Source organism: Aeromonas sp. QDB31 (assembly GCF_027707605.1).
GTDB lineage: Bacteria > Pseudomonadota > Gammaproteobacteria > Enterobacterales > Aeromonadaceae > Aeromonas > Aeromonas media.
The window spans coordinates 161390-174596 of the sequence record NZ_JAPCIX010000006.1 but is presented as its reverse complement, the minus strand read 5'-3'; the positions used below and the strand labels follow the sequence as shown (position 1 = coordinate 174596).

15 protein-coding genes are annotated in these 13207 nt (G+C 60.7%); 11 read left to right on the top strand and 4 right to left on the bottom strand.

What is annotated here, in order from left to right; translation table 11 throughout:
• The first annotated feature begins 375 nt into the window (after window positions 1-375).
• The 7 genes from PG898_RS08895 (at window position 376) to PG898_RS08865 (ending at window position 6214) form a co-directional block, all read left to right on the top strand.
• The gene (locus PG898_RS08895; RefSeq protein ID WP_005331430.1) at window positions 376-585 is read left to right on the top strand and encodes a DUF1127 domain-containing protein; all 210 of its coding nucleotides are present in this window, start codon (window positions 376-378) and stop codon (window positions 583-585) included.
• Between the two features lie 272 nt (window positions 586-857).
• Window positions 858-1874 carry a succinylglutamate desuccinylase gene (astE, locus tag PG898_RS08890; protein WP_168234720.1) on the top strand — a complete coding sequence of 339 codons (1017 nt, stop codon included), beginning with the start codon at window positions 858-860 and terminating at the stop codon, window positions 1872-1874.
• A gap of 261 nt (window positions 1875-2135) precedes the next feature.
• Entirely contained in the window at window positions 2136-3233 is a 1098-nt protein-coding gene (pdhA, locus tag PG898_RS08885; RefSeq protein ID WP_270823758.1) for a pyruvate dehydrogenase (acetyl-transferring) E1 component subunit alpha, read from the top strand.
• On the top strand, window positions 3226-4212 hold the full coding sequence (locus tag PG898_RS08880) for an alpha-ketoacid dehydrogenase subunit beta (protein WP_218409232.1): 987 nt from the start codon (window positions 3226-3228) through the stop codon (window positions 4210-4212). The genes pdhA and PG898_RS08880 overlap by 8 nt, the downstream gene beginning before the upstream one ends.
• Before the next feature lie 94 nt (window positions 4213-4306).
• Window positions 4307-5407 (top strand): dihydrolipoamide acetyltransferase family protein, encoded by a 1101-nt coding sequence (locus tag PG898_RS08875; RefSeq protein WP_139744487.1) that lies wholly within the window; start codon window positions 4307-4309, stop codon window positions 5405-5407.
• Between the two features lie 205 nt (window positions 5408-5612).
• A complete protein-coding gene (locus PG898_RS08870; RefSeq protein ID WP_005331438.1) occupies window positions 5613-5822 on the top strand; it encodes a cold-shock protein in 210 nt (69 codons plus the stop codon).
• A 95-nt stretch (window positions 5823-5917) separates the two neighbouring features.
• Window positions 5918-6214, top strand: a complete 297-nt coding sequence (locus tag PG898_RS08865; RefSeq protein WP_270823837.1) for a hypothetical protein — start codon at window positions 5918-5920, stop codon at window positions 6212-6214.
• Here PG898_RS08865 and PG898_RS08860 read toward each other — a convergent pair.
• Window positions 6201-6449, bottom strand: coding sequence for a TIGR02647 family protein (locus PG898_RS08860; RefSeq protein WP_025327553.1), 249 nt, complete (start codon window positions 6447-6449; stop codon window positions 6201-6203). The two genes, PG898_RS08865 and PG898_RS08860, sit on opposite strands and share 14 nt — an antisense overlap.
• Window positions 6450-6697: 248 nt before the next feature.
• On the opposite strand from PG898_RS08860, the gene PG898_RS08855 reads away from it, so the two are divergent.
• Window positions 6698-7255 carry a hypothetical protein gene (locus PG898_RS08855; protein ID WP_270823759.1) on the top strand — a complete coding sequence of 186 codons (558 nt, stop codon included), beginning with the start codon at window positions 6698-6700 and terminating at the stop codon, window positions 7253-7255.
• A 94-nt stretch (window positions 7256-7349) separates the two neighbouring features.
• Entirely contained in the window at window positions 7350-7742 is a 393-nt protein-coding gene (locus PG898_RS08850; protein WP_005331447.1) for a DUF2750 domain-containing protein, read from the top strand.
• An 86-nt stretch (window positions 7743-7828) separates the two neighbouring features.
• On the opposite strand, the gene PG898_RS08845 is transcribed toward PG898_RS08850, so the two are convergent.
• Both PG898_RS08845 and PG898_RS08840 read right to left on the bottom strand, forming a co-directional pair.
• A complete protein-coding gene (locus PG898_RS08845; protein WP_420885094.1) occupies window positions 7829-9634 on the bottom strand; it encodes an extracellular solute-binding protein in 1806 nt (601 codons plus the stop codon).
• 137 nt (window positions 9635-9771) lie between these two features.
• Window positions 9772-10665, bottom strand: a complete 894-nt coding sequence (locus PG898_RS08840; RefSeq protein ID WP_005331452.1) for an EamA family transporter — start codon at window positions 10663-10665, stop codon at window positions 9772-9774.
• Between the two features lie 214 nt (window positions 10666-10879).
• Here PG898_RS08840 and PG898_RS08835 point away from each other — a divergent pair, with 214 nt between their 5' ends.
• Complete coding sequence (locus tag PG898_RS08835) at window positions 10880-11068, top strand: hypothetical protein (protein ID WP_005331455.1); 189 nt, start codon at window positions 10880-10882, stop codon at window positions 11066-11068.
• Here PG898_RS08835 and PG898_RS08830 read toward each other — a convergent pair.
• Window positions 11065-12252, bottom strand: a complete 1188-nt coding sequence (locus PG898_RS08830) for an HD-GYP domain-containing protein (protein ID WP_270823761.1) — start codon at window positions 12250-12252, stop codon at window positions 11065-11067. The two genes, PG898_RS08835 and PG898_RS08830, sit on opposite strands and share 4 nt — an antisense overlap.
• A gap of 174 nt (window positions 12253-12426) precedes the next feature.
• Between PG898_RS08830 and rsuA the strand changes: the two genes are divergently transcribed.
• Window positions 12427-13119: a 16S rRNA pseudouridine(516) synthase RsuA gene (gene rsuA / locus PG898_RS08825; RefSeq protein WP_041206053.1), complete on the top strand. Its 693-nt coding sequence runs from the start codon at window positions 12427-12429 to the stop codon at window positions 13117-13119.
• Window positions 13120-13207: the final 88 nt, after the last annotated feature.

Here is a 13207-nt window from a genome sequence, read left to right as displayed (position 1 = left end):
CCGCCTTTCGGGGGTTGCCTGTCTGTATTATCTTGTTAAATAACGATCTTTAAGTGATCCAATGGTTAACAATTGGCGGTGCGGCAGGGGTGGCAGCGTCCTGTCTCGAACTCGGGCTCTGCATAGCTAACGTGGGAAACTGCATAGTTAGAAGCCGATGCGGCAGGAGAAAATGCTGCACGGCTGGGGGAGGGAATATCTGGTCAGGATTTTACATATAAATCAATCAGTTGTATTTTACCCCATGGCGAGATCAGCCATTACTTTTACTAATCTCATGTATCAAAATTCGTCAATTGAGGCACCTCCTCGCCCTGACTAAGCTTTGCGCATCAAATCCGAGCCTTGCGCAGAACTAGAGAGAGGAGCCATATCATGGCCAACATGACTTATACCGAAGCCGGTTACCAGGATTCCAGCGAATCGAATCTGGTTGCTCGCGTCAAGATGACCGTCCTGACCTGGCTGGAACGCAGCCGCAGCCGTCGCCAGCTCTCCGAGCTGCCCGCCTACCTGCTCAAGGACATTGGTCTGAACGAAGCTGACCGCTATCAAGAGACCACCAAGCCGTTCTGGCGTGGTTGATATACCGGGCATGGATGCCTCGTTTTCTTGCTGATCTGAACTGCTCTGCCTGTGTTTTTCGCCCTCAAACGGGCCTGACTTTTCCCCTGTTGCCGCTTCCCCTCATTTCTCCTTGTCTGTTTTTCCTTCTGTTTGCCCCGTGCGGCATGAGTTGTCATCATCCCTCGCCAACTTTGTATCCTTACTGTTTGAATTTGTTTAAAAATTGATTTTAAGCCCGCCTGCCTTGCGTATAATCCGGCCATAGCATTCCAGACAAGAGGGTGAGATGGATGATTCCCCAGCATGACTTTTTGGCCCTGACCCGCCGCCATGAGTGGCAGCTCGAGCCCTTTGCCTTCGACCTGGCCAACGGCACCCGGGTGAGCGTGTGGGACACCGGCGTGCTCTGCCTGGAGCCCATGGGTCAGTTGCCTAGCGGGCGCAAGGACATAGTGCTCTCCTGCGGCATTCACGGTAACGAGACAGCCCCCATCGAGATCTGCAACCAGTTGCTGACCCGGTTGCTCGGCGGGGAGCTTCAGGCCCGCCACCGGGTGCTCTTCCTCTTTGGCAACCCGGCCGCCATGAATCAGGGGGCGCGCGAGGTGGAGGAGAACATGAACCGGCTCTTCAGTGGTGCCCACAGCAAGGGGGAGGGGCTGTGCAACAGGGAGCGCATTCGCGCCATGCGCCTGGAGCAGTATGTGAGCCGCTTCTTTGCCGATCCCGCCCGGCCCCGTTATCACTACGATCTGCACACCGCCATTCGCGGCTCCCGCCACGAGAAGTTTGCGGTCTACCCCTTCCCCCACGAGCGGCCGCACTGCAAGGAGCAGGTGCAGTTCCTCGGGGCCTGCGGGGTGCGCACCATACTGCTCTCGAGCGGCCCGACCACCACCTTCAGCTATTACAGCTCGCATCAGCATGGCGCCCATGCCTTCACGGTGGAGCTCGGCAAGGTGCGTCCCTTTGGCGAGAACGACATGACCCGCTTCATCGAGGCGCGTCAGGCGTTGCAGGAGCTGGTGACCCAGGATGAGGTAGTGCTCGAGCCCTGGCGGGCAGATGACTTCACGATTTTTGCCATCGATCGGGTGATCAACAAGCAAACGGCCGCGTTTCGTTTCCTGTTTGCCAGCGATGTGGACAATTTCACCGAATTTCCCCAGGGGTTTGTGCTGGCGGAAGACGGGGATCGGCAGTACAGGGTAGAGAAAGCGCGGGAGGCTGTGGTCTTCCCCAATGCCAACGTGGCCATCGGCCAGCGGACCATGCTGCTGGTGGTGCCGACCCGTCTGTGGGAGTGATCTGAGCCCATCTTTTCACGTCAACCCTGCGCCCCAGGCGGCGTGGCCAGGATGGACGTGATCCCGAACTCGCCCTGACAGGGAGCCCGAAAGGGCTCCCTTCTTCGTTTCTGCTCGCCGAAAATCTCATCTTCTTTCTGAAATTAAAGAAGTTTCTACTGGTCTTACCTGACTGAATCACCTTGTCCTTTGCTTAACATCTTATTTACATTCTAAGGGTCACCTCATGGTGGTGACGCTGACAACGGCAAGGAGCCAGTTATGACCCATGTCGACATCCCCTTCCTTCGTTACCTCGATGAGGAGGGGCGCCCGGTCGCGACACTGCCGACCTGGCTGGACAAGGCGATGCTGCACACCTTCTACCGCAACATGGTGATGGTGCGCAGTTACGACAAGAAAGCGATAGCACTGCAGCGAACCGGCAAGCTCGGCACCTTTCCCTCCCATCTGGGGGCTGAGGCGGTGGGGATTGGGGTCGGTCTCGCCATGCGGCCAGAGGATGTCTATGTACCCTATTACCGGGACATGCCCACCCTCTATGTGCGGGGCGTGCCCATGGAGCAGAACCTGCAATATTGGGGCGGGGATGAACGGGGCAGTGTCTTCTACAAGGCCGATGGCGAGTTGTCGGAAGACTTGCCCATCTGCGTCCCCATCGCCACCCAGATCACCCATGCCGCCGGCATAGCGGCCGCCTTCAAGCTGCGTAACCAGCCCAGGGTCGCCGTGGTGACCATAGGCGATGGCGGCACCTCCAAGGGAGATTTTCTCGAGGGGCTCAACTGCGCCGGTGTCTGGCACCTCCCCATGGTGATGATCATCAACAACAACCAGTGGGCCATCTCGGTGCCGCGCAAGCTGCAGTCGAGCGCGCCTACTCTGGCTCAGAAGGGGATAGGGGCCGGGGTGCGCAGCCTGCAGGTCGACGGCAACGACGTGGTGGCCGTCTATGAGGCGACCCGCGCCGCCGTCGAGCGGGCCCGCAGCGGCAAGGGGCCGACGCTTATCGAAGCCGTCAGCTACCGGCTCGGGGATCACACCACTGCCGATGACGCGACCCGCTATCGCGAGGCCGCCGAGGTGGAAGCCGCCTGGGCCAAGGAGCCGGTCAAGCGACTGCGCCAGTTCATGGCTGAGCAGGACTGGTGGGACGAGCAGCAGGAGCAGGCGTTGCTGGCGGAGGCGAGGCGGGAGGTCGAGCGTGCCGTGGCCGCCTATGAAGGTATGGCACCGCAGGCGCCGGAAACCCTGCTCGATTACCAGTTTGCCGAGCTGCCGAGGGAGTACCGTGCCCAGCGTCAGCGCATCATCGCCAAGGGCATGCAGCAGCGCGGCGGGGAGACACACCATGAGTGACATGACACTGCTCGAAGCGGTCAATCTGGCATTGCACCATGAGATGGAGCACGACCCCGATGTGGTGGTGTTGGGTGAAGATGTGGGAGTCAACGGCGGGGTGTTTCGCGCCACCGTGGGCCTGCGGGACAAGTTCGGCTTCAAGCGGGTGATCGACACGCCGCTGGCGGAGGGACTGATCGCCGGGGTGGCGGTCGGCATGGCGACCCAGGGGCTTAAACCCGTGGCCGAATTCCAGTTCCAGGGCTTCATCTTCCCCGGCATGGAGCAGATCATCTGCCAGGCGGCACGAATGCGAAACCGCACCCGCGGCCGGCTCTCCTGCCCCATCGTCTACCGCTCCCCCTACGGTGCCGGTATTCATTCGCCCGAGCACCACAGCGAGAGTGTGGAGGCGCTGTTTGCCCATATTCCGGGCCTGCGGGTGGTCATCCCCTCCAGCCCGAGGCGGGCATATGGCCTGCTGCTCTCGGCCATTCGCGATCCGGATCCCGTGATGTTCTTCGAACCGGATCGCATCTATCGCTCCATGAAGTCGGACGTGGTGGATGACGGCGTTGGCCTGCCGCTGGATGTGTGTTTCACCCTGCGACCCGGACGGGATCTCACCGTGGTCGCGTGGGGGGCCTGCATCCAGGAGGTTATGCGAGCCGCCGCCCTGCTGGCGGAACAGGATATCCAATGCGAGGTGCTGGATCTTGCCACCATCAAGCCGCTGGACATGGAAAGCATCCTGGCCTCGGTGCGCAAGACCGGGCGTCTGCTGGTGGTGCACGAGGCGTGCGGCAGCTTCGGGGTCGGTGCCGAAATAGTGGCGCGGGTCACCGAAGAGGCATTGACCTCCCTCAAGGCGCCGCCAAAGCGCCTCACCGGGGTGGATGCCGCCGTCCCCTACTACCGCAACGAGGAGTATTACCTCATCACCGAGCAGGATATCGCGGATGCAGCTCACCAACTGATGGAGAACAAGTGGCTATGACGTCTCTCAACTGTTGGCGCCAAAGCGCCCGAGCAAGGAAGAGCCATGAAGTCGGTCAATCTTTGGTGATGTTCCCGCGGATGGAGAACTGGTCATGAAATTTTTCAAATTACCGGATCTGGGCGAAGGCTTGGCCGAGGCCGAAATAGTCGAATGGAAGGTCAGTGCAGGCGACACCGTGAGTGTCGATCAGGTACTGCTGTCGGTGGAAACTGCCAAGGCACTGGTGGATGTGCCCTCGCCAGTGGCGGGGGTGATCGCCAGGCTGTGCGGCCAGGAGGGAGACATACTCCACATCGGCGCTCCCCTGGTGGAGTTTGAGGGGGGTGAGGACGACGGCACCGTGGTGGGCAAGGTCAGCGCCCATCAACAGCACATCGAGGATCACTTCGTGGTGGGTGCCATGGCGCCCGGTGGCGCCCTGGTGCAGGCCATGCCGGCGGTGCGTCTGCTGGCGCAAAAGCTGGGGCTGGACATCGACAGGCTAAAGGGCACTGGCAGCGCCGGCATGGTGACCGAGCAGGATGTGCAGAGCGCCTTCGAAGCGTTGCAGAGCAGTGGCAACGAGTTCCTCAAGGGCTCGCGCCGGGCCATGGCCAAGGCGATGGAGCACTCCCATCAGACTGTGGTGCCGGTCAGCATCACCGACGAAGTGGACCTGCGTCACTGGCGGGCAGACGAAGACGTGACGGTGCGCCTCATCAAGGCCATCGGGGTGGCCTGCCGTGCCGAGCCCTCCATGAATGCCTGGTTTGACGGGGATACCCTGTCGAGACGGCTGTTCAAGGAGGTCAATGTGGCCATCGCAGTTGACTCCAAACATGGGCTCTATGTGCCGGTGATGGAGAATGTGGCCGAGCGGGAGAGGGCGGATATTCGGCACGGATTGGATCGGATGATCGCCGATGTGAAGGCGCGCGCCGTACCGCGGGAGATGCTGCAGGGGGCGACCATCACCCTCACCAACTTTGGTGCCATCGCAGGTCGCTACGCCAGCCCCATAGTCACGCCACCCCAGGTAGCCATCATAGGGGCGGGCAAGCTGTTCGAAAAAGTGGTCTTCATCCATGGGGAGGCACGACCGGTCCGGGCACTGCCCTTGTCGATGACATTTGACCACCGCGCCTGTACCGGCGGGGAGGCAGCGCGCTTCCTCAAAGCCCTGGTTCAGGCACTGGAAGCGGCGGATGCGTAAGTGATTGCACCCTGCCCCCGGCGGGGTGCAAATTTGGTTGCGTAATCGACAAAGGCACGTATAATCTAAACCAGCTTGAAAGGGCGTTAGTTATGTCAATGAATATGATGTTTTGCATCTTTTCCTGTTGTTCATAAGTTAATCCCGTTTTTGAGCTTTATCCGCTGAAAAGCATAAGTAATTATTTTGAATACAGGTTAAAGATATGTCTAACATGATCACCGGTACCGTTAAGTTTTTCAACGAAACCAAAGGTTTTGGCTTCATCCAGCAAGAAAACGGCCCGGACGTTTTCGTTCACTTCAGCGCTATCAGCGGTAACGGTTTCCGTACCCTGGCTGAAGGTCAGCGCGTACAGTTCTCCGTGACCCAAGGTCAGAAAGGCCCGCAGGCTGAGAACGTAACTGCTCTGTAATTCTTACAGAATTTAAGAAAGCCGTGGTACCTCTGGTGCCACGGCTTTTTGTTTTATGGCATATTCATAAACCACGTTTGCCAATGACCATCATCATGCTCCCATCACTCTTGCTGACAGTGGCGCTTGCCAATACCACCGTGCCGGATCCCGCGGCCAGCGAGGCCGTGACAGTGTGCCAGCAATTCGTGCAAGTCCGTTTGGGCCAGGCTGAGCAGCCCGAGGAGATCAAGGTGCAGCCTGTCCCGAAGCGGGCGGGGGAGTGGCTGATCGATGGCAAGGTAAAAGGACCCGAAGGTCCTTTGTTGTTTGCTTGTTTGCTGCGGCAGGGAAAGCGCTGGGAATTGCTCAACTTCTCGCTCTGGGCGCCGCAGGAACTCAATTCGGCTTGAGCGCCACCAGCAGGTGTTGAAGATGCTCCAGCATGGTCATGCCGAAGGGGGTCAGATAGCCACCATCGACGGCACTGATCATGCCTTGTTGATGCAGACGCTGTGCCGCTAGGCACAACTCTTCAGACATGTCGCTGCGTAACTTGATCCCCAGACTCATGTTTGCCGGATCAAAGCATGCCAGTATTTTCAGCTCATTCACAAAATCGTCAGAAACCTGGTCGATCCCACTCATGGATGCACTCCTTACGCTAAAGATGTATGCAAACTAGCATTCCCGGTTTGACTTTAGTGGGCGCTGGCTCAAAGTATTGGGCTTTGTCTGGGCCGGCTTTGCCCGAACGCTGCTTTTTTGGCCGGAAGCGTCATGCCCCGGCTGGTTGGACGAGCAGAGTCCGCGTGCCGGCAAACATGGTAGAATAGTCTCTCTTTTGTCCTCCTGGCCAGGTACGAACCCAGGTCTTCCAGCTCAAGGCGCGTCTCATGATCACTGTCACTCTGGTATCTCTGCTGCACACCCTAGGTCCCCGCTTTCCTGTTTATGCACCGTCCTTGTTGCTCCCCTTGCTCGATGAGTATCAGGGGGATCTCTGGCTGCCATCCATCAAGGGGGCGGATGTCACCGCCCTGCGCCAGCATGCCAAGGGGCGCGAGGCGCAAAGTCTGGCTCCTCTGGCGGCGGGATGGTGCGATTTCGGGGCTGGCGGCCAGGGTGAGACTCCCGAGCTGGACGCGCTGGCGAGTTACGACGAAGAGATGCTGGACAACCTGCTGATGTACTGGCACAGCCCTGGCAAGATCAACAGCCCGATCACCGATAACCTGTTCGAGCTGCGCCGTGGGGTGGTGGATGAAGCCCATGGCTCCAAGCTGGCGGTCGCCTGGGAGCAGCAGCAGCAGAGACGCTTCGAGCAGATCATGGCAGGGGCTTGGGCCGGTCGGGATCAGCTCTGCTTCGTGGAGGTGGAGTCCGCCTACTGGCTGCGCCAGCGTTTCTGCGAGACGGCGGAGATCACCCTGGTGACCCCGGCGCTGGGCTGAGATAACCGAAACAGGAGCGACTGAGCACTCTTGCTGGACAAGGCGCCAGCAAGATGTGAACATGTCGCCCTTTATTGAATGAGAGACTTGACCAATGAGCTATGAACTTAGCGACACCGAGCGCAATGCCGCGCTGCAACTGAACGCCGACTACCGCTTTGATCACTTCATCAGCAAGCTGGTCGAGCACGAAGAGCTGTTTGTTCTGACCGACGAGCACGGCGTCATGATGCTGACCACCGAAGACGAAGACTGCATCCCGGTCTGGCCGCATCCGGAATACGCCAAGGCCTGGGCCGAAGGCGAGTGGGCAGATTGCAAGCCGCAGTCCATCACTCTCAAGGTGTGGCTGGATCGCTGGGTCGACGGCATGGAGCAGGACGAACTCTGCGTGGCCGTGTTCCCGACCCCGGAGCAGGAAGGCATAGTGCTGGATCCGGCCGACGTAGCCGACGCCATCGCGCAAAAGCAGGCCAAGCGCGGCTAAGTCCCGCCCAGGCGCTGCTGCCACAAAAAAGACCCCGCCACAGTGCGGGGTCTTTTGTTTGTGTCGAGCCAGAGCGTGAAGAGGGCTCAGGGCTTTTGATAGCGAGTGTCGATCAGGGTGACGGGAGGGAAGGTCTTGCCCTGCTTGATGGCGGCTTTGGTCTCCGCTTTCAGCTCCTCGTCAATCCAGAGCAGGCCGCCGAAGCTGTAGCCCGAGTTGGCGCCATCCAGGGGCCAGTAGAGCAGATCGCTCTGGGGGGTTGCCGGAATCTTGGGCAGTTTTATCCAGCGCCAGGCGCCTGCCCGGGTATAGGGGACCTGATAGGCGGGGACGAAGCTGGCCAGCTCATAGAGCCGCTGCTGGATCTGCCGTGAGAGCTCGGCCTTCTTGCCGAAGTCGAAGGCCTTGTCGTATTGCTCCACCAGGGCCGAGATGGCGTCGTCATCGAGGTTCATGATGTTGTTGGTCTGGGGCTTGTTGGCGTTGACCTTGTGGAAGTGCTCCCAGTAGACGGGGTAACGGCCACTGCTCCAGGCCATCCAGGCGCTCTGATGCTTCTTCTCCAGCATGGATTTGAAGCCGGCGGAGGCATCCATCAGGTTCAGCTCCAGATTGAGGCCCGCCTTCTTCGCCTCTTCCCGCAGCAGGGTCAGGCGCTGGGCATGCTCGGCCGTGGTGTAGGTGATGCTGAGGGAGAGGGGCTGGCCCCTGTCGTTTTGCAAGATGCCATCCGGCCCCGTCTTGGTGAAGCCCGTCTTGGCGAAGTAGTCCCGAGCGAGCCTGGGATCGAAGGGGCGTGCCTTGATGTCGGTGTTGGTAAAGGCCCCCTGGCCCGAGCCGTAGCTGTTGAGGCGCTGGTAGTCTCCCCGCAGCAGGGTGGCGATCATCTTGTCGAGGGCGAGGGCGTACTGGATGCCGAGCCGCACATTGAGATCCTTGAGCAGCGGGTCTGCTGTGTTGAGGTAAAGCCCCATGGGGGACTGCGGGGTCTGGTTGTAGAACCAGAGCCGTTCGATATAGCCCTTCTCGAATTCGGCTGTCTTGCTCTTGTCGTGCCACCAGTTGGGCATCACCAGCGGGAAGCTGTCGAGATCGCCACGCAGGAAGTGCTGCCAGGCGATGTTCTGATCCCTGAGCACCTTGATCTCTATCCGGTCCGGGTTGAAGCGGTGCTGGAAGTAGCGCTCCCCGTCACCCCACCAATCCTTGACCCGGTTGAAGGTGACCGACTTGCCCTTCTTCAGCTCGCCAATCTGGTAGGCGCCGGTGACCGGCAGCACCTTCCAGTTGTACTCCTTGACCCAGTTGGCCGTGAGCTGGATGGCATGGCTCGGCTCCGGGCTGAACGGCAGGGATTCCAGCAAATCCTCCCGGCTCTTCTCGGTGCCGCTGGTGATGGCGAGGGTGTGATCGTCGAACCTGGTCACCTCGCTTATCTGGGTGCTGTAGTAGTTGTTGTACCAGGGATCGCTTATCTCCTTGCTGCGCATCATCTTGAGGGTAAAGAGCCAGTCATCGGCGGTGACGGGCTGGCCGTCCGACCAGCGCGCCTTGGGATTGAGGCGAAAATAGAGGGTCTTGTGATCGGCGCCGAAGGCCCAGGCGCTTGCCAGCATGGGCATGGGATTGCCGGTCACCGGATGGGTGGCGAGCAGGGGCAGATTGGTTTCACGGACGTAACCGGCGAAGCTGCCGTTGGAGTCGGGCCCGTACTTGCGCAAGGTGAGCGGGAAGCTCGACATGAAGTCACGGAAGGTGCCGCCCCGTTTGGCCTGTGGATCGGCATAGACGGGGTCTGTGTCGTTGCTCTCCCACTTGAGATCCGCCGGCAGGGTGGCGCTCCAGCCGAAGGCGCTCCAGCAGAGGGGGAGCATCATGGCCGCGACCCGCATGACACGCGGCAAAGTGGGGATGACCGAGGGTGAACTGTGCAGCATGTCCTTGCTCTCCTGATGGTTGGCGTCCTGCCGGGGTCAAGCTGTGAGGCCCGTGAGGGCCTGATCCATCATGGGAAGTTTCCCCATCGAGGTCAATGTTCGGCTTGTGCCTTGAACAGCCTCATTTTTCCGCCCAGCAGATGAACCACGAAGCCGAGCAGCACCAGGCCCGAGCCCAGCCACTGCAGGGTGGTGGGGTGCTCATCGAGCAGCAGGGCGGCCGCCACCATGCCGACGCAGGGCACCAGCAGGGAGAGTGGCGCCACCTGGGCCACCGGATAGCGCATCAGCAGCCGCCCCCAGAGGCCGTAGCCAAGCCAGGTGGCGACTAGGGACAGATAGAGCACGCACAAGAGCCCCTGCCAGCTGAAGTTGAGCAGGCTGGTGGCAATGACATCGGGCCCCTCGAACAGCCAGGAGAGCGCGAAGAAGGGCAGTATGGGCACCAGGCCGCCCCAGGCGATGAGGCTGGGTAATGAAGTCTGATAGCGCAGCCCAATCTGGCGATTGATGACGTTGCCAAGGCCCCAGCAGGCGGCGGCGCACAGGGTCAGCACGAAGCCGAGCAGGGTCAGGTTGCCCTCGCCGTTGGTGGCGATGAGATAGAGGCCGGCCCCCGCCAGCGGCAGCGCCACCCAGTGGTGGGGCTGCCAGCGTTCCCCCAGCCAGATCATGGCGAACAGCAGGGTGAACACCACCTGGGATTGCAGCACCAGGGAGGCCATGCCCGCCGGCATGCCGAACTTCATGGCGCAGAACAGGAAGGCAAACTGCCCCAGGCTGATGGCACCGCCATAGGCCAGCAGCCAGCGCCAGGGCATGGCGGGCCTGGGCACCAGCAAGATGGCGGGGAAGACAACGCCGACGAAGCGCAGCGCTCCCAGCAGCAGCGGCGGTATGCCCTCCAGCCCCCATTTGATCGCCACGAAGTTGAGTCCCCAGCAGAGAATGACCAGGGCGGCCAGACACTTGTCCTTGGCTTGCATACAGCGTCCTTGTGTGAGAAGCAGAGCCATGAGATGGCGCCGGAAGGGAACGAGCATACCCTCGATGGGGTGGTCGGCGTCAAGCCGCATGCGGGGTGGCGTGCGATCGCGCCGGGTGTTCGGGAGGAGAGGGCGGCATGTCGGGGGAGGACTAAGCTAGTAGGAGAGCGCCCGATGTGACGGGCGGGTTTCTATGGCTGACTGGAGGTGTACCATGAGCGACCATACCCTGCTGCCCCATGGTGAGGATCTGCGCCGCGCCGTACGCTGGCTCAGCGAACACCATGAACACGACATCCGGGCCATCGAAGAGGCCTGCGTCCGCTTCGATCTCTCCCCGCTTGATGAGGAGTTCCTCCTCCGCTATTGCCGCGAGCAGGCACCTGAGTCCCAGGCTCGCTAGACGAAGTTGGCCAGGTTGATGCCAAACTCCTTGGGATCGACCGTGCTCTCTATGCTCTCCTGCCCCCCGTTTCTGGCGAGATCCAGCCACTGCACCTCGAGGTAGTGGCGCTGGGTGGCGTGATAGATCACCTTGACCACCGGCTTGAGTGGCTGCTGTTCGTTGCGCTGCATCACGACCGCCAGCCGCTGGTTGGAGAGCTGCACCAGGGTGCCCACCGGATAGACCCCCATGCACTTGATGAACTTGGTGACCAGCTCGGCATCAAAGTGCTGATTGATGCCTTTGAGCAGAACGCGAAACGCCTGGGTCGGCTGCATCCCCTGCTTGTAGACCCTGTCTGCCGTCACCGCATCGTAGACATCGACGATGCCGCTCATGCGGGTATAGAGGGAGAGCTGATCCCCCTTGAGCCGCTGGGGATAGCCGGTGCCATCGAGGCGCTCGTGGTGGTTGGCGGCCACCTCCAGCATGGTGGGGGTGATGCCGGCGGTATTGCTGAGGATGTCGTAGCTGTGCACCACGTGCTGGCGCATCACACCAAACTCCTCGTCGGTCAGTTTGCCCGGCTTGTTGAGCACCTCGTCCGGGGTCATGATCTTGCCCACGTCGTGGAGCAGGCCGCCCAGGGTCAGCTCCTTGAGCACGTTGCGCTCAAGCCCGAGATAGCGGCCGAAGTTGGCGAGCAGTATGGCCACGTTCATGGAGTGTTCCATCAGGTAGGCATCCTTGGCCCGGATCCGCGCCAGACAGAGCATGGCGTCGCCATGGGTGAACATGGTGTCCACCATCTCCTCGGCGACCGCCGCCAGCGGAGTGATGTCGATGGGCTCCCCGGCCTTGAGGTGGCGAATGAACTTGCCCTGCAGCTCGCGCGCCTCCTGATAGAGACGGCGGATCTTGAGCTCGCGCCCTTCGCCACTGCCTGCGGGACGCGCCGAGCCGGCGGCGTGGGCCGGACTTGGGGAGACGACCTGCTCTATCCCGGGTAGCTTGCTGCGAGCGAGATCCACTCTCACCGTCAGCACGCCGCGCCGGATCAGCGCATCCACCTGCTGACGGTTGGTCACCAGCCCCGTCTGGGCTATCTCCATGGCGCCGGTCTGGCTGGCGATGGCTAGCACGTACATGCCAGGTTGCAACTGGTTGACGGGGATGACGGGATGAGGCTGAGTCGGCTTCATGGTAGCTTCCTGGGATTATTATTATGCGTGGTGTCGGCGCTCTGTCGGCAGTCTATCACTGGCACATCATGGCGTCAGGCGCCATCTGTCTATCTTCTCCCTTAGTGCTGGCGTTGTGGGGACCGGCCTATATAATGACGCCCCTTGATAACGTTGGATTCCGAGGTTTTGTGCATGCGGCTCGATAAATTTCTTTGCGATTGCTCCGATTTGACCCGTTCCCAGGCGGGCAAGCTGATCCGTCAGGGGGAGGTGATGGTGGACGGTATCCTGGTCAAGCAGCCCGCCTTCCACATCAATGAGCAGAGCCTGATCGAGTTTGATGGCGTGACCTTGACCCTGAATCAGCAGAATCGCTACTTCATGCTGCACAAGCCGGAAGGCTATGTCTGCTCCAACGAGGACCCCGATCACGCCACCGTCTTCCACCTGCTGGATGAGCCCGCCATGGGCAAGCTGCACGTGGTGGGCCGGCTCGATCTCGACACCACAGGCCTGGTGCTGATCACCGACGATGGCAAGTGGTCCCACCGTATCACCTCGCCGCGCCACGAGTGTGCCAAGACCTATCACGTCTGGCTGGCCGACCCCGTGAGCGAAGAGGCCATCTCGCTGTTTGAAGATGGCGTCTACCTGCGCAACGAGACCGACAAGACCCGCCCCGCCCAGCTGGAGATCCTGGGGGAGTGCGAGGCCAGGCTGACCATTCACGAGGGCAAGTACCACCAGGTGAAGCGGATGTTTGCCGCCATCGGCAACAAGGTGATAGGGCTGCATCGGGAGCGGATCGGGGCGCTCGGCCTGGACGACGAGCTGGCACCGGGGGAATACCGAGAGCTGACGGCCGAGGAAGTGGCCCAGTTTTAATCACGCCATCCGACGGCGAATGTTCGCAATGATGTTACCGCGTCCGATTACGCCGCGACGCGGCTAATCGAACCTACAGAACCAATTG

Bases quoted from the DNA above. Each gene is read 5' to 3' on its own strand.
- PG898_RS08875 (WP_139744487.1), top strand. From the start codon at position 4,307: ATGAAATTTTTCAAATTACCGGATCTGGGCGAAGGCTTGGCCGAGGCC.
- PG898_RS08860 (WP_025327553.1), bottom strand. From the start codon at position 6,449: ATGAGTGGGATCGACCAGGTTTCTGACGATTTTGTGAATGAGCTGAAA.
- PG898_RS08870 (WP_005331438.1), top strand. From the start codon at position 5,613: ATGTCTAACATGATCACCGGTACCGTTAAGTTTTTCAACGAAACCAAA.
- PG898_RS08880 (WP_218409232.1), top strand. From the start codon at position 3,226: ATGAGTGACATGACACTGCTCGAAGCGGTCAATCTGGCATTGCACCAT.
- PG898_RS08840 (WP_005331452.1), bottom strand. From the start codon at position 10,665: ATGCAAGCCAAGGACAAGTGTCTGGCCGCCCTGGTCATTCTCTGCTGG.
- PG898_RS08845 (WP_420885094.1), bottom strand. From the start codon at position 9,634: ATGCGGGTCGCGGCCATGATGCTCCCCCTCTGCTGGAGCGCCTTCGGC.
- PG898_RS08835 (WP_005331455.1), top strand. From the start codon at position 10,880: ATGAGCGACCATACCCTGCTGCCCCATGGTGAGGATCTGCGCCGCGCC.
- PG898_RS08830 (WP_270823761.1), bottom strand. From the start codon at position 12,252: ATGAAGCCGACTCAGCCTCATCCCGTCATCCCCGTCAACCAGTTGCAA.
- PG898_RS08855 (WP_270823759.1), top strand. From the start codon at position 6,698: ATGATCACTGTCACTCTGGTATCTCTGCTGCACACCCTAGGTCCCCGC.
- PG898_RS08895 (WP_005331430.1), top strand. From the start codon at position 376: ATGGCCAACATGACTTATACCGAAGCCGGTTACCAGGATTCCAGCGAA.
- astE (WP_168234720.1), top strand. From the start codon at position 858: ATGATTCCCCAGCATGACTTTTTGGCCCTGACCCGCCGCCATGAGTGG.
- pdhA (WP_270823758.1), top strand. From the start codon at position 2,136: ATGACCCATGTCGACATCCCCTTCCTTCGTTACCTCGATGAGGAGGGG.
- PG898_RS08850 (WP_005331447.1), top strand. From the start codon at position 7,350: ATGAGCTATGAACTTAGCGACACCGAGCGCAATGCCGCGCTGCAACTG.
- PG898_RS08865 (WP_270823837.1), top strand. From the start codon at position 5,918: ATGCTCCCATCACTCTTGCTGACAGTGGCGCTTGCCAATACCACCGTG.
- rsuA (WP_041206053.1), top strand. From the start codon at position 12,427: ATGCGGCTCGATAAATTTCTTTGCGATTGCTCCGATTTGACCCGTTCC.